General features: G+C 66.4%; 19 protein-coding genes and 2 pseudogenes. 14 read left to right on the forward strand and 7 right to left on the reverse strand.

Annotated features, from left to right (window positions below):
* Nucleotides 1-55: 55 nt before the first annotated feature.
* The 6 genes from ACSX1C_RS14940 to ACSX1C_RS14965 form a co-directional block, all read right to left on the reverse strand.
* On the reverse strand, nt 56-955 hold the full coding sequence (locus ACSX1C_RS14940) for a response regulator (protein WP_439886782.1): 900 nt from the start codon (nt 953-955) through the stop codon (nt 56-58).
* 101 nt (nt 956-1,056) lie between these two features.
* Entirely contained in the window at nt 1,057-1,788 is a 732-nt protein-coding gene (phoU, locus tag ACSX1C_RS14945) for a phosphate signaling complex protein PhoU (protein WP_318644469.1), read from the reverse strand.
* Nucleotides 1,789-1,930: 142 nt separating this feature from the next.
* Nucleotides 1,931-2,758 (reverse strand): phosphate ABC transporter ATP-binding protein PstB, encoded by an 828-nt coding sequence (gene pstB / locus ACSX1C_RS14950; RefSeq protein ID WP_439886783.1) that lies wholly within the window; start codon nt 2,756-2,758, stop codon nt 1,931-1,933.
* A 69-nt stretch (nt 2,759-2,827) separates the two neighbouring features.
* Complete coding sequence (pstA, locus tag ACSX1C_RS14955; RefSeq protein ID WP_439886784.1) at nt 2,828-4,510, reverse strand: phosphate ABC transporter permease PstA; 1,683 nt, start codon at nt 4,508-4,510, stop codon at nt 2,828-2,830.
* Between the two features lie 15 nt (nt 4,511-4,525).
* A complete protein-coding gene (locus ACSX1C_RS14960; protein WP_439886785.1) occupies nt 4,526-6,811 on the reverse strand; it encodes an ABC transporter permease subunit in 2,286 nt (761 codons plus the stop codon).
* A gap of 181 nt (nt 6,812-6,992) precedes the next feature.
* The gene (locus ACSX1C_RS14965; RefSeq protein ID WP_439886786.1) at nt 6,993-7,961 is read right to left on the reverse strand and encodes a PstS family phosphate ABC transporter substrate-binding protein; all 969 of its coding nucleotides are present in this window, start codon (nt 7,959-7,961) and stop codon (nt 6,993-6,995) included.
* A 252-nt stretch (nt 7,962-8,213) separates the two neighbouring features.
* On the opposite strand from ACSX1C_RS14965, the gene ACSX1C_RS14970 reads away from it, so the two are divergent.
* The 3 genes from ACSX1C_RS14970 to arsH all read left to right on the forward strand — a co-directional run bounded on the left by ACSX1C_RS14970 (nt 8,214) and on the right by arsH (nt 9,799).
* The gene (locus tag ACSX1C_RS14970; protein WP_208707788.1) at nt 8,214-8,615 is read left to right on the forward strand and encodes an acyl-CoA thioesterase; all 402 of its coding nucleotides are present in this window, start codon (nt 8,214-8,216) and stop codon (nt 8,613-8,615) included.
* Nucleotides 8,616-8,810: 195 nt separating this feature from the next.
* On the forward strand, nt 8,811-9,146 hold the full coding sequence (locus ACSX1C_RS14975; RefSeq protein ID WP_439886787.1) for an ArsR/SmtB family transcription factor: 336 nt from the start codon (nt 8,811-8,813) through the stop codon (nt 9,144-9,146).
* On the forward strand, nt 9,137-9,799 hold the full coding sequence (gene arsH, locus ACSX1C_RS14980; RefSeq protein ID WP_439886788.1) for an arsenical resistance protein ArsH: 663 nt from the start codon (nt 9,137-9,139) through the stop codon (nt 9,797-9,799). Before ACSX1C_RS14975 ends, arsH begins: the two co-directional genes overlap by 10 nt.
* 57 nt (nt 9,800-9,856) lie before the next feature.
* Here the strand turns inward: arsH and ACSX1C_RS14985 are convergent, their stop codons facing one another.
* Nucleotides 9,857-10,957 (reverse strand): TRAP transporter substrate-binding protein, encoded by a 1,101-nt coding sequence (locus tag ACSX1C_RS14985; RefSeq protein ID WP_439886789.1) that lies wholly within the window; start codon nt 10,955-10,957, stop codon nt 9,857-9,859.
* Nucleotides 10,958-11,150: 193 nt separating this feature from the next.
* Here ACSX1C_RS14985 and ACSX1C_RS14990 point away from each other — a divergent pair, with 193 nt between their 5' ends.
* The 11 genes and pseudogenes from ACSX1C_RS14990 to tssH all read left to right on the forward strand — a co-directional run bounded on the left by ACSX1C_RS14990 (nt 11,151) and on the right by tssH (nt 24,548).
* Nucleotides 11,151-11,693, forward strand: a complete 543-nt coding sequence (locus ACSX1C_RS14990; protein ID WP_439886790.1) for a TRAP transporter small permease subunit — start codon at nt 11,151-11,153, stop codon at nt 11,691-11,693.
* Entirely contained in the window at nt 11,686-13,062 is a 1,377-nt protein-coding gene (locus ACSX1C_RS14995) for a TRAP transporter large permease (protein ID WP_439886791.1), read from the forward strand. The genes ACSX1C_RS14990 and ACSX1C_RS14995 overlap by 8 nt, the downstream gene beginning before the upstream one ends.
* Before the next feature lie 119 nt (nt 13,063-13,181).
* Complete coding sequence (locus ACSX1C_RS15000) at nt 13,182-14,087, forward strand: D-hexose-6-phosphate mutarotase (RefSeq protein WP_439886792.1); 906 nt, start codon at nt 13,182-13,184, stop codon at nt 14,085-14,087.
* Nucleotides 14,088-14,551: 464 nt separating this feature from the next.
* Nucleotides 14,552-16,114, forward strand: coding sequence for a type VI secretion system protein TssA (gene tssA / locus ACSX1C_RS15005; protein WP_439886793.1), 1,563 nt, complete (start codon nt 14,552-14,554; stop codon nt 16,112-16,114).
* Between the two features lie 33 nt (nt 16,115-16,147).
* Entirely contained in the window at nt 16,148-16,654 is a 507-nt protein-coding gene (gene tssB, locus ACSX1C_RS15010; protein ID WP_439886794.1) for a type VI secretion system contractile sheath small subunit, read from the forward strand.
* Nucleotides 16,655-16,679: 25 nt separating this feature from the next.
* The gene (gene tssC / locus ACSX1C_RS15015) at nt 16,680-18,155 is read left to right on the forward strand and encodes a type VI secretion system contractile sheath large subunit (RefSeq protein WP_318644458.1); all 1,476 of its coding nucleotides are present in this window, start codon (nt 16,680-16,682) and stop codon (nt 18,153-18,155) included.
* Nucleotides 18,156-18,161: 6 nt separating this feature from the next.
* Nucleotides 18,162-18,569, forward strand: a complete 408-nt coding sequence (gene tssE, locus ACSX1C_RS15020; RefSeq protein ID WP_439886795.1) for a type VI secretion system baseplate subunit TssE — start codon at nt 18,162-18,164, stop codon at nt 18,567-18,569.
* 10 nt (nt 18,570-18,579) lie between these two features.
* Nucleotides 18,580-18,849 (forward strand): annotated as a pseudogene (locus tag ACSX1C_RS15025) (PAAR domain-containing protein); the annotation flags it as partial.
* Between the two features lie 37 nt (nt 18,850-18,886).
* A complete protein-coding gene (gene tssF, locus ACSX1C_RS15030; protein ID WP_439886796.1) occupies nt 18,887-20,680 on the forward strand; it encodes a type VI secretion system baseplate subunit TssF in 1,794 nt (597 codons plus the stop codon).
* A pseudogene (tssG, locus tag ACSX1C_RS15035) lies at nt 20,644-21,642 on the forward strand (type VI secretion system baseplate subunit TssG); the annotation flags it as partial. The gene tssF and the pseudogene tssG, both read left to right, overlap by 37 nt.
* A gap of 287 nt (nt 21,643-21,929) precedes the next feature.
* Nucleotides 21,930-24,548 carry a type VI secretion system ATPase TssH gene (tssH, locus tag ACSX1C_RS15040; RefSeq protein WP_439886797.1) on the forward strand — a complete coding sequence of 873 codons (2,619 nt, stop codon included), beginning with the start codon at nt 21,930-21,932 and terminating at the stop codon, nt 24,546-24,548.
* Nucleotides 24,549-24,554 lie beyond the last annotated feature (6 nt).

The following is a 24,554-nucleotide window of genomic DNA, read 5'->3' on the forward strand; positions in this document are numbered from 1 at the left end:
GCGGCCCAGGTTGTGAGCCAGCTCGCGCGGCGCCGGAGGCGCCACGACCCGCGGCTCAGGCGCCGGGGGTGAAATGCTTCTGCACGGTGCCGCGGGCGATCAGCCGCGACAGGTAGTCGAGCTTCTGCGGGTCGCGGTCGACGAAGCGCAGGGTCAGTTGCAACCATTCGCTGTCGGCCTTCGGCTCGAAGGCGGCCACGGCGTGCAGATAACCGTTCAGGCGCGCCACCTCGCCGCCCTCGCCCTGCTCCAGGTCGAGCACCGCGCTTTCCAGCACCTGGGGCAGCACCTCGCCGCGCTTGACCAGCAGCAGCGCCTCCTTGAGGCTGAGCGCCTTGATCACGCAGGCCATGCCGCCCCCCGGCAATCGCAACTGGCCCTGGCCACGGCCGGCGGTCGCCGCCCTCGCCGCCGGCTTCGGTGGCGCCGGCTGGGCACTGGCAACAGGCCGGGATTCGTTGGTCTCGGCAGGCTTGATCACCTCGGCCTTGCCGCCGGTCAGGGCGGCCAGCGAGTCATTGCCGAAGCCGCTGCTCAGGGCCCTTGGCGAGCCGGCCTGGAGGGCCTGCAGCTTGCCGGCGCGACTCAGGGCCTTCTTCACCTTGGTCACCAGCTGCTCGTTGGAGAAGGGCTTGCCGATGAAATCCGAGACCCCGGCCTGGATCGCCTGGACCACGTTGTCCTTATCGCCGCGGCTGGTGACCATGATGAAGGGGATGGCCTTCAGGGCCTCCTCTTCGCGGCACCAGCCGAGCAGCTCGAGCCCGGACATCTCGGGCATTTCCCAGTCGCAGAGGATCAGGTCGATGGCGACCCGGCCCAACAGTTGCTGGGCCTTGCGCCCGTTGACGGCTTCATGGATCTGCACGCCCGGAAAGTGATCGCGCAGCCCCTTCTTCACCAAGTCGCGGATAAAGGTCGCATCGTCCACCACCAGCACGTTGACTTTACTCATCGGCCACTCCCAATTCGAATGGCCCCTAGCATAGTCGCGGCGGCTTGCCGCTGGCTAACCCTAAAGCGGCGAACGGCGACCCAGGTCCGCCAGCGGCGGCCTCAATCGCCCTTGCCGCCGCCCTGCACTTCTTCCTGCATGCGGGTCAGGCCGATGTGCTTCACGTCGGTGCCGCGCACCAGGTAGATCACCAGTTCGGCGATGTTGCGCGCGTGGTCGCCGATGCGCTCCAGCGAGCGCAGCGCCCAGATCACGTTGAGCACCCGGGAGATCGAGCGCGGATCTTCCATCATGTAGGTGACCAGCTCGCGCAGGGCGGTCTTGTACTCGCGGTCGACGGTCTTGTCGAACTGCGCCACCGACAACGCCAGCTCGGCGTCGAAGCGGGCGAAGGCGTCCAGCGCCTGCTGCACCATCTTGCGCACCTGGTCGCCGATATGGCGGATCTCCACGTAGCCGCGCGGCGACTCGCCTTCCTCGCACAGGAGGATGGCGCGCTTGGCGATCTTGGTCGACTCGTCGCCGATGCGCTCCAGGTCGATCACCGACTTGGACACGCTGATGATCAGCCGCAGGTCGGAGGCCGCCGGCTGGCGACGGGCGAGGATGCGCACGCACTCCTCGTCGATGTTGCGCTCCATCTGGTTGATCTGGTCGTCGACCTCGCGCACCTGCTCGGCCAGGCCGGAGTCGGCCTCGATCAGCGCGGTGACCGCGTCGTTGACCTGCTTCTCGACCAGGCCGCCCATGGCCAGGAAGTGGCTGCGCACCTCCTCCAGTTCGGCGTTGAACTGCTGGGAGATGTGATGGGTAAGGCTGTCTTTGTTGATCATGTGCGACCCCTTGATTTAACCGGATGCGTTTACAGGTGAAATGGGCTTTGGCAGAGGGTGCTGGGCAAGGAGGCGGAACGCAGGCAGTACAGGTAGTACGGCAAGTTCCGCCGACGCAGTCCAGCGCACTCTGACATGGCCATCAGCCGTAGCGGCCGGTGATGTAGTCTTCCGTCTGCTTCTTCGCCGGGTTGGTGAACAGGGTATCGGTGTCGCCGTACTCGATCAGCTTGCCCATGTACATGAACGCCGTGTAGTCCGACACCCGCGCGGCCTGCTGCATGTTGTGGGTGACGATGACGATGGTGTACTTGGATTTCAGTTCGTAGATCAGCTCTTCGACCTTCAGGGTGGAGATCGGGTCCAGCGCCGAGCAGGGCTCGTCGAGCAGCAGCACTTCCGGCTGCACCGCCACGGTACGGGCGATCACCAGGCGCTGCTGCTGGCCGCCGGACAGGCCCAGGGCCGAGTCGTGCAGGCGGTCCTTGACCTCGTCCCACAGCGCCGCGCTCTTCAGCGCCCACTCCACGGTCTCGTCGAGCACGCGCTTCTGGTTCACGCCCTGGATGCGCAGGCCGTAGACCACGTTCTCGTAGATGCTCTTGGGAAAGGGGTTGGGCTTCTGGAACACCATGCCGACCCGGCGGCGCAGCTCGGCCACGTCCTCGCCCTTGCGGTAGATGTTGCGCCCGTCGAGGTTGATCTCGCCGTCCACGCGGCAACCGTCGACCAGATCGTTCATGCGGTTGAAGGTGCGCAGCAGGGTCGACTTGCCGCAACCGGACGGGCCGATAAAGGCGGTAACCCGTTGTTTCGGGATGTTCAGTTTCACATCGAACAGGGCCTGCTTGTCGCCGTAGAACAGGTTGAGACCGGGCACTTCGATGGCCACGGCCTCTTGGTTCAGGTCGAGGCTCTGCTTGTCGCGGCCCAGGGCGGAGATGTCGATACCGTGTGCTTGGTGCTGCATGGGAGGCTCCCTACGCTAACAATTCGTGGGCCGCGCCCGCGGCGGGGCGGGCGGCGGCGATAATCGGGTTTAGTGATCCAGCGCCTTGTACTTCTCGCGCAGGTGGTTGCGGATATACACCGCACTGAGGTTGAGCAGGGCGATCACCAGCACCAGCAGCAGCGCGGTGGCGTATACCAGCGGCCGCGCGGCCTCGACGTTGGGGCTCTGGAAGCCTACGTCGTAGATGTGGAAGCCCAGGTGCATGATCTTCTGGTCCAGGTGCAGGTAGGGGTAGTTGCCGTCCAGCGGCAGGGCCGGGGCCAGCTTGACCACGCCCACCAGCATCAGCGGCGCCACCTCGCCGGCGGCGCGGGCCACGGCGAGGATCAGGCCGGTCATCATCGCCGGGCTGGCCATCGGCAGCACCACCTTCCACAGGGTCTCGGCCTTGGTCGCGCCGAGGGCCAGGGAGCCTTCGCGCAGGGCCCGCGGCACGCGCGCCAGGCCCTCCTCGGTGGCGACGATGACCACCGGCACGGCGAGGATCGCCAGGGTCAGCGAGGCCCACATCAGCCCCGGGGTGCCGAAGGTCGGCGCCGGCGCAGCCTCGGCGAAGAACAGGCTGTCGATCGAGCCGCCCAGCACGTAGACGAAGAAGCCCAGGCCGAACACGCCGTAGACGATAGACGGTACGCCGGCCAGGTTGTTCACCGCGATGCGGATGATCCGGGTCAGCGCCCCCTGCTTGGCATACTCGCGCAGGTAGATGGCCGCCAGCACGCCGACCGGGGTGACGATCACCGCCATGATCAGGGTCATCATCACGGTGCCGAAGATGGCCGGGAAGATGCCGCCCTCGGTGTTCGCCTCGCGCGGGTCGTCGCTGACGAACTCCCACACCTTGGCGAAATAGAAGCCGAGCTTGTCCAGGGTCCCCATGGCGTTGGGCTGGAAGGCACGCACCACCTTGCCCAGGCCGATCTCTAGTTCGCGGCCGTCGACCGTCTTGACCGTGACGCTGTCGCGGTTGAAGGCGGTGTTGAGCTCGATCAGCTGCGCCTCCAGGACCTTGTATTCGGCGTCCCACTGGGCCCGCTCGGCATCCAGGTCGGCCTGGGCGGCGGCGTCGAGACGGTCCTCCAGCTCCAGGCGGCGGGTCTTCAGGCGCAGCGCCTCCAGACCGTGGTTGATGCGGCCGATGTCCTTCTTCTCCAGCCGGGTGATCTGCCCATGCAGCTCGTCGATGCGGGCGAGACGCTGCTGCAGCTCGCCCCAGGCGGCATCGCCCTCGGCGACCAGCTGGCCGCCCTGCTTGACGTTGACCAGGTAGCCATAGAAGTTGCCCCACTCGCGGCGCTCCATCACCAGCAGCTCGGCCGGTGTGTGGGACCCACTCAGCCATTCGGCGACCACCCAGCTGAAGTCGGCGCCGAACACCTCGCGGTTGCCCACCTTGAGCAGCTGACGGGTCATGAACTCGCCGCCCTCGGTGTCCACCGGCAGCCCTGCAGCCTTCAGACGGGCGCGGGGCACCTCTTCGGACTGCACCAGCTCACCGGCCAGCACGCGCGGACTCTCGCCCGGCACCTGGTAGGTCGATTCGATCACGTCGGCCGGCCAGAAGTGCGCCAGGCCACGGGTGGCGATCACCGCCAGCAGGCCGAGGGTCATGATCACCGCGATGGCGACGCCGCCGGCGGTCATCCACACCCAGGGGGCCCCGCTCTTGAACCAGGACTTGAGGTTTTGCTCTTTGGTTTTCACGGACATCTACCTTCCCAATTCTCAGAGCGACGCATATTTCTTGCGCAGGCGGGTACGAATCAGCTCCGCCAGGGTGTTCATCACGAAGGTGAAGGACAGCAGCACCAGCGCGGCGAGGAACAGCACGCGGTAGTGGGTGCTGCCGACTTCCGACTCCGGCATCTCCACCGCCACGTTGGCGGCCAGGGTGCGCAGGCCCTCGAAGATGTTCATCTCCATGATCGGCGTGTTGCCGGTGGCCATCAGCACGATCATGGTCTCGCCCACGGCGCGGCCCATGCCGATCATCAGCGCCGAGAAGATGCCCGGGCTGGCGGTGAGGATCACCACCCGGGTCAGGGTCTGCCAGGGCGTCGCGCCGAGGGCCAGGGAGCCGAAGGTCAGGCTCTTGGGCACGCTGAACACGGCGTCCTCGGCGATCGAGTAGATGTTCGGGATCACCGCGAAGCCCATGGCCAGGCCCACCACCAGGGCGTTGCGCTGGTCGAAGGGAATGCCCAGGTCGTTGCTCAGCCACAGGCGCATGTCGCCATCGAACAGCCAGTTCTCCAGGTGCCCGCTCATGCTCAGGGCGAAGGTCGCCACCAGCAGGATCACCGGAATCAGCAGGGCGGCTTCCCAACCGTCCGGCACCAGCAGGCGGATGCGCTCGGGCAGGCGGCTCCAGCCATAGGCGGCGAGCAGGATGCCGAGCGGGGTGAGCAGCAGCAGGCTGAAGATGCCCGGCAGGTGTCCCTCCACATAGGGGGCGAGGAACAGGCCGGCGAAGAAGCCGAGGATCACCGTCGGCAGCGCCTCCATCAGCTCGATCACCGGCTTGACCTTGCCGCGCATGGCCGGGGCCATGAAGTAGGCGGTGTAGATCGCCGCGCAGATGGCCAGCGGAGCGGCCAGCAACATGGCGTAGAAGGCCGCCTTGAGGGTGCCGAAGGTCAGCGGCGAGAGGCTCAGCTTGGGCTCGAAGTCGCTGTTGGCCGAGGTCGACTGCCAGACGTACTTGGGCTCGTCATAGCTCTCGTACCAGACCTTGCCCCACAGCGAACTCCAGGACACCTCCGGGTGCGGGTTGTCGACCACGATCGGCTGGATCTGCCCCTTGGACTCCACCAGCACGCGACTGGCCCGCGGCGACAGGGTGGCGACGGCGGCGCCCTCGGCGACCTGCTCGACCAGCAGGGTGCGGTGCGCGGTGCTGTGGAAGATGCCCAGCTTGCCGTCGGCATCCAGGGCCATGAAACCCTTGCGCCGCTCTTCCGGGAGGAACTGGGTGATGGCGCTGTCGCCGAGCTGGAAATCACGGATGCGGGTCAGTGCCGACTGGCCGTCCTCGTCACGCACCATGAACCACTGGCGGATGCCGCCCTTGCTGTCGCCGACCAGCAGCGAGATGCCACCGAGCAGCGGGCTCACGGCACTCACCCGCGCCTCGCCCTCGAGCAGCCTGTAGCGGCCATTGAGGCTGTTGCTGCGCAGGTCGAAGACATCGGCGGTGGCACGGCCGTTGAACACGTAGAGCCACTGATGGCGCGGATCGATCAGCAGGGCGTTGATCGGCTCGGCGATCTGCGGCAGGACGATGCGGCGCTCCTCCTGGGTCACCTCGCCGGTGAAGTCGTTCTCTTCACGACTCATCGCCAGCACATGCAACTCGGCGCCGGTGGAGGCGCTGAGCAGCAGGGTGTCGCCGTTCTGACTGATCGCCACGTGCTCGAGCGGCCGGCCCTGAGGGTCCAGGTTGAGCGGCGCCTCGCCGAAGGGATACTCCAGGGTCGGGGTGATGGTCTTAACGTTGTCCGGGTAGGTCACCCGGTAGTTCTGCTTGAACACCAGCACCTGACCGTTGGACAGGCCCAGGGCCACGCGGCGGCTGCCCGGCTGGTCCTCGCTGAAGGACACGATGCCGGCGCCGGCCGGCAACGGCAGCTGGACGCTGCTCAGCGCCGCGCCGTCCTTGGTGGCGAAGAACTGCACCCGACCGGCGCGATTGAGGCGCATGGCCACCTTGTTCTGCTCTTCCACCGCCAGCAGCAGGGCCTCGCCCTGCTCGGCCAGCCAGGCAGGCTGCTGCGCCTCGCGCGCCTCCAGCTCGGCGCCGGAGAAGATCGGCAGCACCACATGGGCCAGGTAGAAGAAGATCAGGGTGATCGCAGCCAGCACGACCAGACCGCCGATGGACACGTACCAGTGCGCCAGACGGTCCTTGAGGGCCCGGATGCGGCGCTTGCGCTGCAGGGCCGGGGTGTTGAAGTCCAGCCGTTGGCTGCTGTTCAGAGGTGCGGTCATGGTATCGGTGGCCAAATCGGTCATACGAAAATCTCTGGGCAGTTGCGCACGCGCGCCGCCGGTTGAGCGGACCGTCAATCTAACCGCCTTGTGTGACAGAAAGATTACAGCGCGGTGACGCGACGACGCCCGCCGTTCCGGGAGGAGCGGCGGGCGCGTCTAGCGCGTGCCGCGGCGCAGGGCCGCGGCGTGGTCGGCGGCCCGCTTAGAGGCCGAGTTCCTTCATGGTCTTCTCGGCGACCTTGGCCGGCAGCGGGATGTAGCCATCCTTGACCACCACTTCCTGCCCCTGCTTGGACATCACCAGCTTGACGAACTCGGCTTCCAGCGGGCTCAGGGCCTTGTTCGGCGCCTTGTTCACGTAGACGTAGAGGAAGCGCGACAGCGGGAACTTGCCGGCCAGGGCGTTCGCTTCGGTGGCATCGAAGGCTTCGCCGCCCTTCTTCGACAGCGGCACGGCGCGGACGCTGGAGGTCTTGTAGCCGATGCCCGAGTAACCGATGGCGTTCAGGGTGCTGGAGATCGACTGCACCACGGAAGCCGAACCCGGCTGCTCGTTGACGTTGGGCTTGAAGTCGCCCTTGCACAGGGCCTCTTCCTTGAAGTAGCCGTAGGTGCCGGATACCGAGTTACGGCCGAACAGCTGGATCGGCTTGGCCGCCCAGTCGCCGGTCAGGCCGAGGTCGCCCCAGGTCTTGGCGTTCTGCGCCCCACCGCACAGGCGGGTGCTGGAGAAGATGGCATCGACCTGAGCCATGTCCAGGCTCTTGATCGGATTGTCCTTGTGCACGAACACCGCCAGGGCGTCGATGGCGACCGGGATGGCGGTCGGCTTGTAGCCGTACTTCTCTTCGAAGGCCTGCAGCTCGGCGTCCTTCATCTTGCGGCTCATCGGGCCGAGGTTGGAGGTGCCCTCGGTCAGCGCGGGCGGCGCAGTGGAGGAGCCGGCCGCCTGGATCTGGATGTTCACGTTCGGGTAGAGCTTCTTGTAGTCCTCGGCCCACAGGGTCATCAGGTTGGCCAGGGTGTCGGAACCTACGCTCGACAGGTTGCCGGATACGCCCGAGGTCTTCTCATAAGTCGGCAGAGCCGGATCGACGGCAGCAACCGCGGTGGCGGTGGCAGCACCAGCGGCAACGAACGTCATGGCCGCCATCAAACGCGTAAGTTTCATGCCTTGCTCCTAATTGGAAGGGGTGTGGATCGAGGCCAAGTATCTGCAGGCCGTGCGACCAATCTATGAAACCAATGTGACAGTTAAATGACCGCCGCCGATTTTGCGCACGACGTCTGAAAATACAGGGGCGCCCTGCGCGTGTCGGCCAGCATGGTCGCCCGGCGACCGTTCAGTCGGTATACTCGCGGAACCCGCAATGCTGCGGGCTCCGCGCCCACAACAACAACCGCGCCGCGAGCCGTACCCGAGATGAACGAATTCGAACAGGATGATCCGATTCCGCAAGGCGACCTGGCCCTGCAGATCACCGCGCTGCCACGCGAGACCAACGGTTTCGGCGATATCTTCGGCGGCTGGCTGGTGGCGCAGATGGACCTGGCCGGTACCGCCATGGCCAGCAAGGTCGCCGGTGGCCGCGTCGCCACGGTGGCCATCGACCGCATGGCCTTCCTGGTGCCGGTGGCCGTCGGCGCCCAGCTGTCGTTCTACACCCAGACCCTGGAAGTCGGCCGCAGCTCGATCCAGATGCTGGTCGAGGTCTGGAGCGACGACCCGCTCTCCAGCGAATGGCGCAAGGTCACCGAGGCGGTGTTCGTCTTCGTCGCCATCGACGGCAGCGGCCGCACCCGCCCGGTGCCGCCGCGCCGCTAGCGCTTTGTGCCGCAAGCTTAATCGCCATGCCGGCAGCTGAGCGCCTGAAACGCAATTGCCGCTCCGCGCCATAGCCCGGCGCCTCGCTTCATGGCCCCAGCCGGCTGCCCTCGCGCTCACCCCGCCTCATCCCGGACTTGACTCCGGGACAGGCTTCGGCAATTATTTGTATAATTGCGCAAATATGGAAAATACATGTCCGAGTCCATGCTCCTTGCTCTGGCCGCCCTCGCCCAGACCACGCGGCTACAGGCCTTTCGCCTGCTGGTCAAAAGCGGCCCGCAGGGCCTATCGGTCGGCGATCTGGCCGAACGACTGAGCGTGCCGTTGTCGACCCTGTCCCGCCACCTCAACCAACTGCAGCAAGGCCGGCTGATCAAGACCTGGCGCACAGGCCGTCACGTGTTCTACGCCACCGACTGGGCCGGCACCGGCGCCCTGCTGAACTACCTGACCGAGGACTGCTGCCAAGGCCGCGCAAACTTCAATAGCGTCTGTGACAACTCCGGAGATGGCCAGCCATGCCCCTGACTCACCCCCCACGCATCCTGTTTCTCTACGGCTCCCTGCGGGAGCGCTCGTTCAGTCGCCTGGCCGCCGAAGAGGCCGCGCGGCACTTGGCGGCGATGGGCGCCGAGGTGCGCCTGTTCAACCCGAGCGGGCTGCCGTTGCCGCACAGCACCGACGAACGCCACCCGAAAGTCGCCGAACTGCGCGGCCTGGTCGAGTGGTCGGAGGGCATGGTGTGGTCCAGTCCGGAAATCCACGGCAACCTCAGCGGCCTGATGAAAATGCAGATCGACTGGATTCCCTTGAACAACGGCGCGGTACGCCCCACCCAGGGTAAGACCCTGGCGGTGATGCAGGTCTCCGGCGGCTCACAGTCGTTCAACGCGGTGAACAGCCTGCGCGTGCTGGGGCGCTGGATGCGCATGTTCACCATCCCCAATCAGTCCTCTGTGGCCAAGGCCTATGAGCAATTCGAGGCCGATGGACGGATGAAGGACTCCAGCTACCGCGACCGCATCATCGACGTGATGGAAGAGTTGTATAAGTTCACCCTGCTGCTGCGCGAACAGAAGGATCACCTGACCGACCGCTATAGCGAGCGCAAGGCGCAAGACCCGCAGGCCACCTACGCGATCCTGCGCGGCAGTGGCGCCGTCGCAACGGCCAACACCTGAGATCGCGCCCAACGAAAACGCCGGCTCGAGGCCGGCGTCTGCGTTGGACGGTACGGCTCAGCCGCGGATGTTGTAGATGAGTTTCTCGTTGAACTCCGCGTACTCGGCCAGGCGCTGCAGGTAGGCCTTCTGCTGCGCCCACACCTTGACAGCGGCCGGGTCGGCTGCGGCGCTGGCCTCGACCACTTCGGCCGCCACTTCCTTGAGCTTGGCCAGCACCTCGTCCGGCAGGCTGCGCACGTCCACACCCTCGGCCTTGAGTTGCTCCATGGCCTCCATGTTGCGCGCGTTGTAGGCGTCGAGCATGTCGCCATTCACGTCGCGGGCTGCGGCCCGCACTATGGCCTTGAGGTCGGCCGGCAGGGTTTCCCAGGCCTTGAGGTTGATGTCCAGCTCGAAGGTGACGTTCGGCTCCTGCCAGCCCGGGGTGTAGTAGTACTTGGCCGCCTTGTGCAGGCCCAGGGCCTGGTCGTTGTACGGGCCGATCCACTCGGTGGCGTCGATGGCGCCGGTCTGCAGGGCGGTGAAGATCTCACCGGCCGGCATGTTGACCACGGTGCCGCCCATCTTGGTCAGCACCTCGCCGCCCAGACCCGGGGTGCGCATCTTCAGACCCTTGAAATCCTCGACCGAGTTGATTTCCTTGTTGAACCACCCGGCGGTCTGCACGCCCGTGGCGCCGCAGGCCATGGGCAGCACGCCGAACGGCTTGTACACCTCTTCCCACAGCTCGATGCCGCCGCCCTTGTGCAGCCAGGCGTTCATCTCCTGGGCATTGGGGCCGAACGGCAGAGCGCAGAAGAACTGCGCCGCCGGCACCTTGCCCTTCCAGTAGTAGGGCGCGCCATGGCCCATCTCGGCGGTGCCGCGGGAGACCGCATCGAACACCTCGAGCGCCGGCACCAGCTCGCCGGCGGCATAGACCTTGACCTTCAGCCGGCCATTGCTCATTTCCTCGACCAGGGTGGCGAAGCGCTCGGCACCCACGCCCACGCCGGGGAAGTTCTTCGGCCAGGAGGTGACCATCTTCCAGTTGAAGGTCTCCCCACCCCCACCCTCTTGGGGCTTGGCGGCGGTCTCGGCCTCCTTGTTGCAGCCAGCCAATGCGCCGGCGGCCAGGCCTACGCCCGCTGCCGCGAGAATCTGACGACGTTTCATTCAATGCTCCTTCTTGTTGTATTGGTCTGACCACGGGATCGCCGCTGCCGGACTATGCCTCGATACCATAGGGGCTGGTGATCCTCAAGCCTAGTAGATACGACTAAAGTTGTAGTGGCATTGCTGCGCCAACCTGGGCCAGCCTAGAATTCCCGGCTGCCCGCTCCCTCACCCATAACGATAAGGACTACCAATGTCCGACACGCCCCCGCTTTTACGCCTCGCGCGCCTGATCGACACGCTCAATACCCGCTTCGGCCAGGGTTGTGCCTGGCTGACCCTGTTTTTGGTCATCGGCACCGCCATAGTCGTGGTGCTGCGTTACGGTTTCGGCATCGGCGCCATCGCCTTGCAGGAGGCCGTGCTCTACGCCCACGCCCTGGTGTTCATGGGTGCCGCCGCCTGGACCCTGATCCGCGGCGCCCACGTGCGCGTGGACATCTTCTACCAGAAATTCAGCGGCCGCCGCCAAGCCCTGGTGGAGGTCTGCGGCAACCTGTTGTTGCTGCTGCCGCTGTGCCTGTACCTCGGCTGGGCCAGCTGGGACTACGTCGCCAACTCCTGGTCGACTCTGGAAGCCTCCAGCGAGTCCGGTGGCCTGAAGTTCGTCTACCTGCAGAAGAGCATCATCCTGGTGCTGGTCTTCAGCCTGGCCCTGCAGGGCCTCGCCGACCTGATCAAGGCCGCCTATCTGCTGGCGGGCCGCCTGCCCGAGCCCGAGGTGAAACATGATTGAATTGATGGCGATCCTGCTGTTCGTCACCATCTGCCTGGCCCTGATGGCCGGCTTCCCCGTAGCCTTCACCCTCGGCGGCGTGTCCCTGCTGTTCGCCGGCATCGGCGCCCTCACCGGCACCTTCGATTCCGGCTACCTGAGCGCCCTGCCCAATCGCCTGTTCGGCATCATGAACAACCAGACCATGCTGGCGGTGCCGCTGTTCGTGTTCATGGGCGTGATGCTGGAGAAGTCGCGGGTCGCCGAGGACCTGCTGGAGTCCATGTCGCGGCTGTTCGGCACCCTGCGCGGCGGCCTGGCCATCTCGGTGTGCGTGGTCGGCGCGCTGCTCGCCGCCAGCACCGGCATAGTCGGCGCCACCGTGGTGACCATGGGCCTGATGGCGCTGCCGACCATGCTGCGCCGCGGTTACGACCCGGCCATTGCCACCGGCACCCTGGCCGCCACCGGCACCCTCGGGCAGATCATCCCGCCGTCCATCGTGCTGGTGCTGCTGGGCGACGTGATGTCCAGCGCCTATCAGCAGGCCCAGCTGAAGATGGGCATCTTCTCGCCCAAGACGGTATCGGTCGGCGACCTGTTCGTCGGCGCCTTCATCCCCGGCCTGTTGCTGGTCGGCCTGTACATCCTCTACATCGTCGGCACGGCGATCTTCCAGCCGAAGAAGCTGCCGGCGCTGCCCAAGGACGAACTCGGCCCGATCGAGTGGGGCAAGCTCATCGGCGCCCTGCTGCCGCCGCTGGCGCTGATCGCCGCGGTGCTCGGCTCGATCCTCGCCGGCTACGCCACCCCCACCGAAGCCGCCGCCCTCGGCGCGTTCGGCGCCATGATCCTGGCATTCGGCAAGGGCAAGCTGAACTTCAACCAGCTGCGCGAGGTGGCCTACGGCACCACCGAGATCAGCGCCATGGTGTTCATGATCCTGATCGGCGCCTCGCTGTTCTCCCTGGTGTTCCGCGGCTTCGGCGGCGAGGTGCTGATCGAGGACGTGTTCGCCCAGCTGCCGGGCGGCGTGCTCGGCGCCTTCTTCGTGGTGATGCTGGTGATCTTCCTGCTCGGCTTCATCCTCGACTTCATCGAGATCACCTTCGTGGTGGTGCCGATCGTCGGCCCGGTTCTGCTGGCCATGGGCCTGGACCCGATCTGGCTGGGGGTGATGATCGCCCTGAACCTGCAGACCTCCTTCCTCACCCCGCCGTTCGGCTTCGCCCTGTTCTACCTGCGCGGCGTCACTCCGCCGTCGGTGGCGACCAGCACCATCTACCGCGGCGTCATCCCCTTCATCCTGATCCAGCTGATCCTGCTGATCATCGCCTACCAGTTCCCCGGGCTGATCACCTGGCTGCCGGAGCAGGTCTACGGCAAGTAGCCACGGCGCACCGCAAGGCAACGCCCGTCACCACGACGGGCGTTTTGCTTTCTGCCCCTTGGACTGCCGGCCAAGCTGCGTTCCAATAGGGCTATCCCCACCGGCGACAGGGCATGCAGATGGCTACTTCCAATGTTGAACGGGTCGAACTCGGCGCCTTGACCTGCTGGCGCATCCGCCACGCCGACGCCGAACTGCTGGTGGCCCAGCAGGGCGCCCAGTTGCTGAGCTACCAGCGCGACGGCGAGCGACCGTTGATCTGGCTGAGCGAACAGGCGGTCTATGAAAGCGGACGCAGCGTGCGCGGCGGCGTGCCGGTGTGCTGGCCCTGGTTCGGCGACCTGCGGCGCAACCCGCAAGCGGTGCAGGCCATGTACCAGGGCGGCAACCTGGTGCCGTCCCACGGCCTGGTGCGCGACCTGGAGTGGAACCTGCTGGGCATCGACCGGCAAGGCGACGGGGTCAACCTCGAGTTCGCCTACAACAGCGCCGAGCAGCCGCTGCCGGGCTGGCCCCAGGCGGCCGAGCTGCAGCTGCGCATCCGCCTCGATCAGCACCTGCACCTGCACCTCGACAGCCACAACCTCGGCGACCAGCCCCTGGCACTGAGCCAGGCGCTGCACAGCTACTTCGCCGTCGGCGACATTCGCCAGGCCCAGGTCGAAGGCCTGCAGGGCTGCCGCTATATCGACACCCTGGACGACTGGAACGAACGCCAGCAGCTCGACGCCCTGCGCTTTACCGGCGAGACCGACCGCATCTACCTGGACTCCCCGAGCCGCCTGAGCATCCTCGATCCGGTCTGGCAGCGGCGCATCCAGCTGCGCAGCAGCGGCTCGCGCTCGGCGGTGCTGTGGAACCCCTGGACCGACAAGGCCCAGCGCCTCTCGCAGTTCGCCGGCGACGCCTGGCAAGGCATGCTGTGCATCGAACACGCCAATGTCCTGGAGGATTTCCTGGTGCTCGCGCCCGACGCACGACACCGCCTCAGCGTGAGCCTGTGGAGCGAAGCCTTGGCCGACTGACAGGACGCCCCGGAACGGGCCGCCTCGACAAACCGCACGAGATGGCGATTGGCCATTTCACAACTCGCCCAAATAAACCTAGGCGACGATCACAAACCGAGAAGCCCTCGCGCGCACTTTTGTGATGCGCCACTAATTTGCCAGTAAGCGATCTCTTACAAATGCAAACTTCTATTTCCTACACCCTCTGCCAGCCTTAATACTTGTGCGGCAATTCGCAAAAATATTGGGAACTATCGTACCAATTAATAATCGGCTAATCGCTTCCATTGCTACGGGCTTCACACTTTAAATAGTTGCCCGCCCCACCCCCATGCCGCTAGGATGCCCACCCCACTAGGGCTCTGCGCAACTTGTTGCACATTGACGTGCGCAAAAAGCTGCACAACTCGGGAACTTTATAAGTTCGCCCCGCAATAGAAAGGGCCTTCCCGAGTTGCCTGGATATATAGTCGAGTCATGGAATGACCTATTCGAACACGCTCACCACTCGTTATTTGGAGCTGGCCAAACTCCCCATTAATCCAGGGGACTTCGCCGGTGCGGATATGCGTTATTCCAGCGAGTACGAAGTGCTGGAAAACGAGCTGAGCAAGGCCAGCTCACTGCATGAAACCGCCGCCATCGACTGGCAGAAGGTCCGCGAGAACAGCGAGGCCTTGCTCAGCGCCCACTCCAAGGATCTGCGGGTCGCCGCCTGGCTGATCTGGGGCCTCTATCAGCGCGAATCCTTCGCCGGCCTGCAGGCCGGCCTGGGCCTGCTGCACTACCTGTGCCTGAATCACTGGGCCGAACTGCATCCGCGCAAGCCACGCACCCGCGCCGCCGCCATCGGCTGGCTGCTGCCGCGTCTGGAGCAGGCCCTGGCCGAACATGTGCCGATCGGCGAACAGCTGGCACTGTTCCGCAGCCTCGCCGAACAGCTGCGCGCCCTCGAGACCTGCCTGTCCGGGCACCTGGGCGCGGACGCGCCGCTGCTGCTGCCGCTGTGCCGCCGCCTGGACGAGCTGGTCAGCCGCGCCAGCCAGGGCCAACCGGAACCGGGCAGCGTCGGGGCGGCCATTGCCCAGGTCAAGCAGGTCGCCACCCAGCTGCTCACCCCCGGTGCGCCGGTGGAGAACGAAAAAGAAGCCCACAAGAGCCTGCGCAGCCTGCAGGACCAGGCCCGCCCCCTGTGCGCCTACTGGCTCAAGCAGAAGGCCAGCGACCTGCGCGCCCTGCGCCTGGCGCGCACCCTGCTGTGGTTGCCGATCGACAGCCTGCCGGAGCGCAACGCCGAGCAGGTCACCGCCCTGCGCGGCCTGCCGGCTGACAAGCTGGCCAGCTATCAGGAACGCTACCAGCAGGGGCAGTACGCCGACCTGCTGGTCGATCTGGAGGCCAGCATCGCCCGCGCGCCCTTCTGGCTCGACGGCCAGCACCTAGTCTGGCAGTGCCTGCAAGGCCTGGACGCCGAACAGGCGATGCGCGAGGTGGAGATCCAGCTGGCGCTGTTCCTGCAGCGCATGCATGGTCTGGAGGAGCTGCGCTTCCACGACGGCAGCGCCTTCGCCGACGCCCAGACCCGCGCCTGGCTCAGCTCCCACGTCATGCCGCACCTGCAGGCACCGGTGACCCAGAGCGCGCCGCAGGTGGACGAAAGCGGCAGCCAGCCGGCCTGGGAACTGGCCCTGCAGGAGACCCTGCCGAAACTGCGCAAGGACGGCCTGAAAAGCGCCGTGCAACAACTCAAGCAGGGCCTGGCCAAGGCCCGCGGCGGCCGCGAACGCTTCTACTGGCAATTGACCCTGGCGCGCCTGTGCTTCGCCGCCAAGAAATACGAACTGGCCAAGACCCAGCTCGACTCGCTCGACCAACTGCTGCAGGCCTCGGGCCTGGGCGACTGGGAACCCGATCTCGCCCTCGAGGTACTGCGCCTGCTGCACAGCTGCTGCGAGCTGCTGCCGCAGAACCACGCCGTACGCGAATACAAGGAAGAGATCTACCGCAGGTTGTGCCACCTCGACCTCGAAGTGGTACTGGACTAGGCCCTCGGGCCATAACCGCAACGGAGAATGACCATGGCCAAAGAAGGCTCGGTAGCCCCCAAGGAACGCATCAACGTCACCTTCAAACCCGCCACCGGCGGCGCCCAGGAAGAGATCGAACTGCCATTGAAGCTGATGGTGCTGGGCGATTTCACCCAGCGCGCCGACGAGCGCAAGATCGAAGACCGCAAGCCGATCAGCATCGACAAGAACAGCTTCGACGAGGTGCTGGCCAAGCAGGAACTCAACCTGACCTTCGCCGTGCCGAACCGTCTGCAGGACGAGCAGACCGACGACGAGCTGGCCGTGCAGCTGAAGATCAACTCGATGAAGGACTTCAACCCGGCCAACCTGGTCGAGCAGGTCCCGGAGCTGAAGAAGCTGATGGAGCTGCGCGACGCCCTGGTCGCCCTGAAGGGCCCGCTGGGCAACGCCCCGGCCTTCCGCAAGGCGATCGAGAGCGTACTCAGCGACGACGATTCCCGCGACCGCGTGCTCGGCGAACTCGGCCTGGCCGCCAAAGACACCCTGGACTCCTGATTCCCACTGACAAGGACGCTGATCAATGAGCACTAGCGCAGCAGTAGAGAGCGGCCACAGCGCCGCCGAACTCGGCATTCTCGACCGCATCATCGCCGAGACCAAGCTGACCCCGGACGACGAAGCCTACGACATCGCCAAGCGCGGCGTGTCGGCCTTCATCGAAGAATTGCTGAAGCCGCAGAACGAAAACGAGCCGGTGAAGAAGGCCATGGTCGACCGCATGATCGCGGAGATCGACGCCAAGCTCAGCCGGCAGATGGACGAGATCCTGCACAACGCCGAGTTCCAGGCCCTGGAATCCTCCTGGCGCGGCCTCAAGTTGCTGGTGGACCGCACCAACTTCCGCGAGAACATCAAGCTGGAGATCCTCAACGCCTCCAAGCAGGACCTGCTCGATGACTTCGAGGACAGCCCGGAGATCGTCCAGTCCGGCCTGTACAAGCACATCTACACCGCCGAGTACGGCCAGTTCGGCGGCCAGCCGGTCGGCGCCCTGATCGCCAACTACTTCTTCGACCCCAGCGCCCCGGACGTCAAGACCCTGCAGTACGTCGCCAGCGTCGCCAGCATGTCCCACGCGCCCTTCATCGCCGCCGCCGGTCCGAAGTTCTTCGGCCTGGAAAGCTTCACCGGCCTGCCGGACCTGAAGGACCTGAAGGACCACTTCGAAGGCCCGCAGTTCACCAAGTGGCAGAGCTTCCGCGAGCAGGAAGACGCCCGCTACGTCGGCCTTACCGTGCCGCGCTTCCTGCTGCGCAACCCCTACGACCCGGAAGACAACCCGGTGAAGACCTTCGTCTACAAGGAAAACGTCGCCGGCAGCCACGAGCACTACCTGTGGGGCAACACCGCCTACACCTTCGCCAGCCGCCTGACCGACAGCTTCGCCAAGTTCCGCTGGTGCCCGAACATCATCGGCCCGCAGAGCGGCGGCGCGGTGGAAGACCTGCCGCTGCACCACTTCGAGAGCATGGGCGAGATCGAGACCAAGATCCCCACCGAGGTGCTGGTCTCCGACCGTCGCGAATACGAACTGGCCGAAGAAGGCTTCATCGCCCTGACCATGCGCAAGGGCAGCGACAACGCCGCGTTCTTCTCCGCCAACTCGGCGCAGAAGCCGAAGTTCTTCGGCATCAGCGAAGAAGGCAAGACCGCCGAGTTGAACTACAAGCTCGGCACCCAGTTGCCCTACATGTTCATCATCAACCGCCTGGCCCACTACCTGAAGGTGCTGCAGCGCGAGCAGATCGGTGCCTGGAAAGAGCGCACCGACCTGGAACTGGAACTCAACAAGTGGATCCGCCAGTTCGTCGCCGACCAGGAGAACCCCAGCTCCGAAGTCCGCAGCCGCCGTCCGCTGCGCGCCGCCCAGGTGATCGTCAGCGATGTCGAAGGCGAGCCGGGCTGGTACCGCGTCAGCCTCAACGTGCGCCCGCACTTCAAGTACATGGGGGCCGATTTCACCCTGTCCCTGGTTGGCAAGCTGGACAAGGAGTAAGCAGCCATGACCGGGTACGGCAGCCTGTTCGAACGCCTCGGTGGCGAGGCCGGCCAACGCGCCGGCTGGGACCGCGAGGTCGCCGCCATGGCATCGGTGGCTGCCCACCTGGCCAAGATGCTCAGCACCCGGGCGGGCAGCGTGCAAACGCTGCCCGACTACGGGTTGCCCGATCTCAACGATATGCGCCTGTCGCTGCACGATTCGCTGCAGCAGGCGCGTATCGCCATCGAACGCTTTATCGAAGCGTACGAACCGCGTTTGCGCCAGGTGCGGGTGATCTCCCTGCCGCGCGTCCACGACCCGCTGAGCCTGTCCTTCGCCATCGAAGGCCTGCTGCAGGTCGAGGGCATCAAACGCCACGTGAGTTTCTCCGCGAGCCTGGATGGCAGCGGACAGGTCAAGGTCCAGTAAGGAGAGCCCCATGTCCGGCAAACCCGCCGCCCGCTTGAACGATCCCACCGCCTGCCCGATCCCCGGCCACGGCACTAACCCGATCGCCGCCGGCTCGCCCGACGTGCTGTTCGACAGCCTGCCCGCCGCCCGCATGGGCGACCCCTCCGCCTGCGGCGGCGCCCTGGCCAGCGCGGTCATCCCGACCGTGCTGATCAACGGCAAGCCGGCGACCGTCGTCGGCACCGTGGGCAGCCATGGCAATGTGGTAACGGCGGGGTCGGGAACAGTACTAATCGGCGGCTAAACCCATTCAGCCATAGGGATGACCCGCTGAGATGTCTTTTAACCATTACTACCAGAGCGAACTCACCGCCCTGCGCCAACTGGGCAAGCGCTTCGCCGAGCGCAGCCCGGCGCTGGCGCCGTTTCTCGGCCAGAGCGGGCGCGACCCGGATGTCGAGCGGCTGCTGGAGGGTTTCGCCTTTCTCACCGGGCGCCTGCGGCAGAAGCTCGACGACGAGCTGCCGGAGCTGACCCACTCGCTGATGCACCTGCTGTGGCCGAACTACATGCGCCCGCTGCCGGCCTTCAGCATGCTTCAGTTCGACCCGCTCAAGCGTCCCGGCCCGGCCCTGCCGGTGCCGCGCCATACACCGGTGGAGTCCAAGCCGATCCAGGGCGTGACCTGTCGCTTTCGCACCGCCTTCGCCACCGAGGTACTGCCCCTGGCGCTGAAGGGCCTGGACTATTCGGTGAAGGGCGACGGCGCGCTGCTCAGCCTGCGCCTGGCGATGAGCGCCGACGGCCACCTCGGCGAGCTCGAACTGAAGCAACTGCGCCTGCACCTGGCCGGCGAACGTTATATCAGCCAGCTGCTCTACCTCGGCCTGTTGCGCCATCTCGGCGGCATCCAGCTGGTGCTGCTGGGCGAGGACGGCCAGGCCCTGGTCAAGGACACGGCCGGCCAGGCCGTGGCCAACCTGAACCTGGATGCCGAGCAGTTGCAGCCGGTGGGCTTCGCCGAGGACGAGGCGCTGATCCCCTATCCGCTGAACACCTTCCGCGGCTACCGCTATCTGCAGGAATATTTCGCCTTTCAGGAGAAGTTCCTGTTCGTCGACCTCAAGGGCCTGGACGGCCTCAAGCGCCTGCCGCCGGAGTTGCTCGAACGGGCCCGCGGCATGGAACTGCGCTTCGATATCCGCAAGGCCGGGGTGCAGCGTATCCGCCCGACCCTGGAGAACGTGCGCCTGTACTGCACGCCGGTGGTCAACCTGTTCGCCCACGACGCCATCCCGATCCGCCTGGACGGCAAGCAGGACCAGTACCTGCTGCTGCCGGCCGAGTTCGACGCCCAGCATTGCGGGGTGTTCTCGGTGGACCGGGTCACCGGTTGGAAACCCGGCGGCCAGGGCTACGAGGAGTACGTGCCGTTCGAGTCCTTCGAGCACGACCCGAGCTTCGACGTGCCCCTGGCTCGCCCGCACTACAGCGTGCGTCAGCAACCCTCGCTGCTCGGCGACGGCCTGGAGACCTACCTGAGCTTCGGCCTGCGCAACCTCGACCAGCACGAGACGCTGTCGATCGAGCTGACCTGCACCAACCAGAACCTGCCGCGCCAGCTCGGCCTGGGCGACATCTGCCTGCCCAGCGAGGACACCCCGGAGTTCCTGACCTTCCGCAACATCAGCGCGGTGACGCCGAGCTACGCGCCGCCGCTGCACCGCGATTTCTTGTGGAAGCTGATTTCCAACATGTCGCTGAACTACCTGTCGCTGGCCAACGTCGAGGCCCTCAAGGTGATCCTCGAGACCTACGACCTGCCGCGCTACTACGACCAGCATGCGGAGAAGGTCAGCAAGCGCCTGCTCGACGGCCTCAAGAGCATCGGCCATCGCCACGTCGACCGCCTGCACCGCGGCCTGCCGGTACGCGGGGTGCGCACCGAGCTGACAATCGACCCCGAAGGCTACCTGGGCGAGGGCGATCTGTTCCTCTTCGCCTCGGTGCTCAATGAATTTTTCGCCCTGTACGCCAGCCTCAACTCGTACCACGAGCTGCGCGTGCAGAGCACACAGGGAGAGGTGTACCAATGGACGCCGCGCATGGGGCAACAGCCCCTGCTCTAAGCCGCTTGAGCCGGGGCATCCGCGAGTACAGCCTGTTCCAGGGTGTGCAGCTGGTGCTCGAACGCCTGCGCGAGGCCCATCCGCACCTGGATGAGGAGGCCCTGCAGCAGCGCCTGGAACTGCAGGCCAACCCGAGCCTGGGCTTCCCCGGCAGCGACATCGATCGCGTGCAGTTCTTCGAGGAGCACGGCGAGCTGCGCGCGCGCCTGCGCATCAACCTGGTCAGCCTGTTCGGCGCCGGCTCGCCGCTGCCGGCCTTCTATGGCGAGCAGGCCCTGGGCGACAGCGAGGACGGCAACCCGACCCGGGACTTCCTCGACCTGTTCAACAACCGCCTGCAGCGCCTGCTGCTGCCGATCTGGCAGAAGTACCGCTACCACGCGCGCTTCCAGAGCGGCGCCCTGGACCCCTTCTCCGAGCAGCTGTTCGCCCTGATCGGCCTGGGCGGCGCGCAGATCCGCGCCGCTTCGGAGCTGAACTGGAAGCGCCTGCTGCCCTACCTCGGCCTGCTCAGCCTGCGTGCCCACTCGGCGGCGCTGATCGAGTCGGTGCTGCGTTACTACTTCAAGCACGCCGAGCTGCATATCGAGCAGTGCCTGGAGCGTCAGGTGGAGATCCTCGGCGAGCAACGCAACCGCCTCGGCCTGGGCAACAGCCGCCTCGGCGAGGACCTGGTGCTGGGCGAATGGGTCCGCGACCGCGGCGGCAAGTTCCGCATCCACATCCGCCAGCTCGGCTGGCAGCGTTTCCACGAATTCCTGCCGATCGGCACGGGCTACCAGCCGCTCTGCGCGCTGGTGCGTTTCACCCTGCGCGACCCGCTGGACTACGACATCCGCCTGCAACTGCGCCAGGACGAAATCCGCGATCTGCGCATCGGCGAAGGCAACCCCTGCCGCCTCGGCTGGACCAGCTGGCTCGGCCGCGAACGCGCCGACGGTCTGGTCACCCTCGGCAGTCAGCGGGCGAGCGCCGGGGTTAATGACGGCCGCGGCGTCGCGCCGCAGGCCGCAAGCCAAGGCATGAGGAGAGAAGTTTGGTGATTCCAAATGAGCGACGAATAACGCCGGATTGTGGTCTGCGGGGCACGCCCCTACGGGTGGCTTCTGTGAGCGCGCCATGCCGCGTTGTGGGACTTGCCGAGGGAATGGCCATCGCCTGCGTCCCACGCCTTGCCTGGCACGCTCACAGAAGCAACGCGGCTCGCCATTAACCCAGGCGCTCGCCCCCCCATTAAGGAAGATGAGAAATGATCAACGTCGACTTGCAACAACTGGTACAGGCCCTGGACGCCGCTACCAAACGCGATCTGGAAGCCGCCGCCGAGCGCTGCGTGGTGCGCGGCGGCAGCAAGATTCTGGTCGAGGACCTGCTGCTCGGCCTGCTCGAGCGCCCCGACGGTCTGCTCGGCCGTGCCCTGCAGGATGCCGAGGTGGATGCCGGCGAGCTGGCCAGCGCCCTGCAGCCGCGCGGCGAGCACAGCGAGTCGCGCAACCCGGTGTTCTCCGCCGAGCTGGTGCAGTGGCTGCAGGATGCCCTGCTGGTGGCCAACCTGGAGCTGGGCCAGAGCCAGGTCGAGCAGGCCGCACTGATCCTCGCCCTGCTGCGCAACCCCCTGCGTTATGCCGGCAGCCACTACCAGGCGCTGTTGGCCAAGCTCAACGCCGAGCGCCTGCGCGAGTTCGCCCTGGCCCAGCAGCCCGAGGCGGCCACGGGCAAGGCGACGGCAGGCGGCGAGTCGAATCTGGCGCGCTTCACCCACAACTTCACCCAGCAGGCCCGCGACGGCAAGCTCGACCCGGTGCTGTGCCGCGACGGGGCGATCCGCCAGATGATCGACATCCTCGCCCGCCGGCGTAAGAGCAATCCGATCGTGGTCGGCGAGGCCGGCGTCGGCAAGACCGCCATAGTCGAAGGCCTGGCCCTGCGCATCGCCGCCGGCGAGGTGCCGGATGCGCTCAAGGGCGTCGAGCTGCTGTGCCTCGACCTCGGCCTGCTGCAGGCCGGCGCCAGCGTCAAAGGCGAGTTCGAGCGGCGCCTGCAGGGGGTGATCGACGAGGTCAAGGCGTCGCCCAAGCCGATCATCCTGTTCATCGACGAGGCGCACACCTTGATCGGCGCCGGCGGCCAAGCCGGCAGCGGCGATGCCGCCAACCTGCTCAAGCCGGCCCTGGCCCGGGGCGAGCTGCGCACCATCGCCGCCACCACCTGGAGCGAGTACAAGAAGTACTTCGAGAAGGACCCGGCCCTGACCCGGCGCTTCCAGCCGGTGCAGCTGCACGAGCCGAGCGTCGAGAAGGCGGTGACCATCCTCCGCGGCCTGGCCCCGGTGTACGAGAAGAGCCACGGCATCTACCTGCGCGACGACGCCGTGGTCGCCGCCGCCGAACTCTCCGCCCGCTACCTGGCCGGCCGCCAGCTGCCGGACAAGGCCGTGGACGTGCTGGATACCGCCTGCGCCCGGGTGCGCATCAGCCTGGCCGCCGCACCTGAGGCGCTGGAGCGCCTGCGCGGCGAGATCGCCGAGGGCGAGCGCCAGGGCGAGGCCCTGCGCCGCGACCTGGACGCCGGCCTGCCGATCGATGCGGACGGCCTGGCGGCGCTGGAGAGTCGCCTGGGCGAGGCCCGCGCCGAACTGGAGCAGATCGAGGCCCGCTGGGCCGCGCAACGCCAGCTGGCCGAACGCCTGCTCGACCTGCGCAAGCAGTGCGCCCACGCGCGCCAAGCGCCTAGCGCTACCGGCGAACCGCAAGACCCGGCGGAGGGCGAAGCGCCGCCGGCGCTGGAGCAGCTGGAAGCCCAGCTGCGCGAGGTCCAGCTCGAGTTGGCCGCGGCCCAGAGCAGCGAGCGCCTGGTCAGCTTCGAGGTCTGCCCGCGCCTGGTCGCCGAGGTGATCAGCCACTGGACCGGCGTGCCACTGAGCCAGCTGGCCCGCGAGCACAACAGCAAGGTGCTGAGCTTCGCCGACGACCTGCGTCGGCGCCTGCGGGGCCAAGAGCAAGCCATCGAAGCCCTGGACCGCTCCATGCGCGCCACCGCCGCCGGCCTCAACCGCGCCGACGCCCCGGTCGGGGTGTTCCTGCTGGTCGGCCCCAGTGGCGTCGGCAAGACCGAGACCGCCCTGGCCCTGGCCGACCTGCTGTACGGCGGCGAGCGCTTCCTCACCACCATCAACATGTCCGAGTTCCAGGAGAAGCACACGGTATCGCGGCTGATCGGCGCACCGCCCGGCTACGTCGGCTACGGCGAGGGCGGCATGCTCACCGAGGCGGTACGCCAGAAGCCCTACTCGGTGGTGCTGCTCGACGAGGTGGAGAAGGCCGACCCCGAGGTGATGAACGTCTTCTACCAGATCTTCGACAAGGGCGTGGCCAACGACGGCGAGGGCCGTGAGATCAACTTCCGCAACTGCCTGATCCTGATGACCAGCAACCTGGCCAGCGAGCGCATCGCCGGCCTCTGCCAGGGCGGCCAGCGCCCGGCCGCCGAGGACCTGGAGCAGGCCATCCGCCCGACCCTGAGCCAGCACTTCAAGCCGGCGCTGCTCGGGCGCATGCGCGTCGTGCCCTACTACCCGGTGGCGGGCGAGGTGCTCGGCGAGCTGGTCGAACTCAAGCTGGCCCGTTTCGCCGAACGCCTGGCCCGTCGTCAGTTGCAGTTCAGCCACTGCGCCGCCCTGGTCACCCACCTGGCCGAGCGCTGCAGCCACGGCGACAGCGGCGCGCGGCTGATCGACCACCTGATCGACCAGCACCTGCAACCGCAGGTGGTCGACCGCCTGCTCGACGCCATGGCCCGCGGCGAGCAACTGCAACGCGTGCACGCCACCCTGGATGGCGAAGGAGCGGTGGTCTGTGAATTCGCTTAAGGCACC

Origin of the sequence: Pseudomonas sp. MBLB4123 (assembly GCF_051904775.1) — a bacterium.
In the GTDB taxonomy this organism is placed as follows: domain Bacteria; phylum Pseudomonadota; class Gammaproteobacteria; order Pseudomonadales; family Pseudomonadaceae; genus Aquipseudomonas; species Aquipseudomonas benzenivorans_B.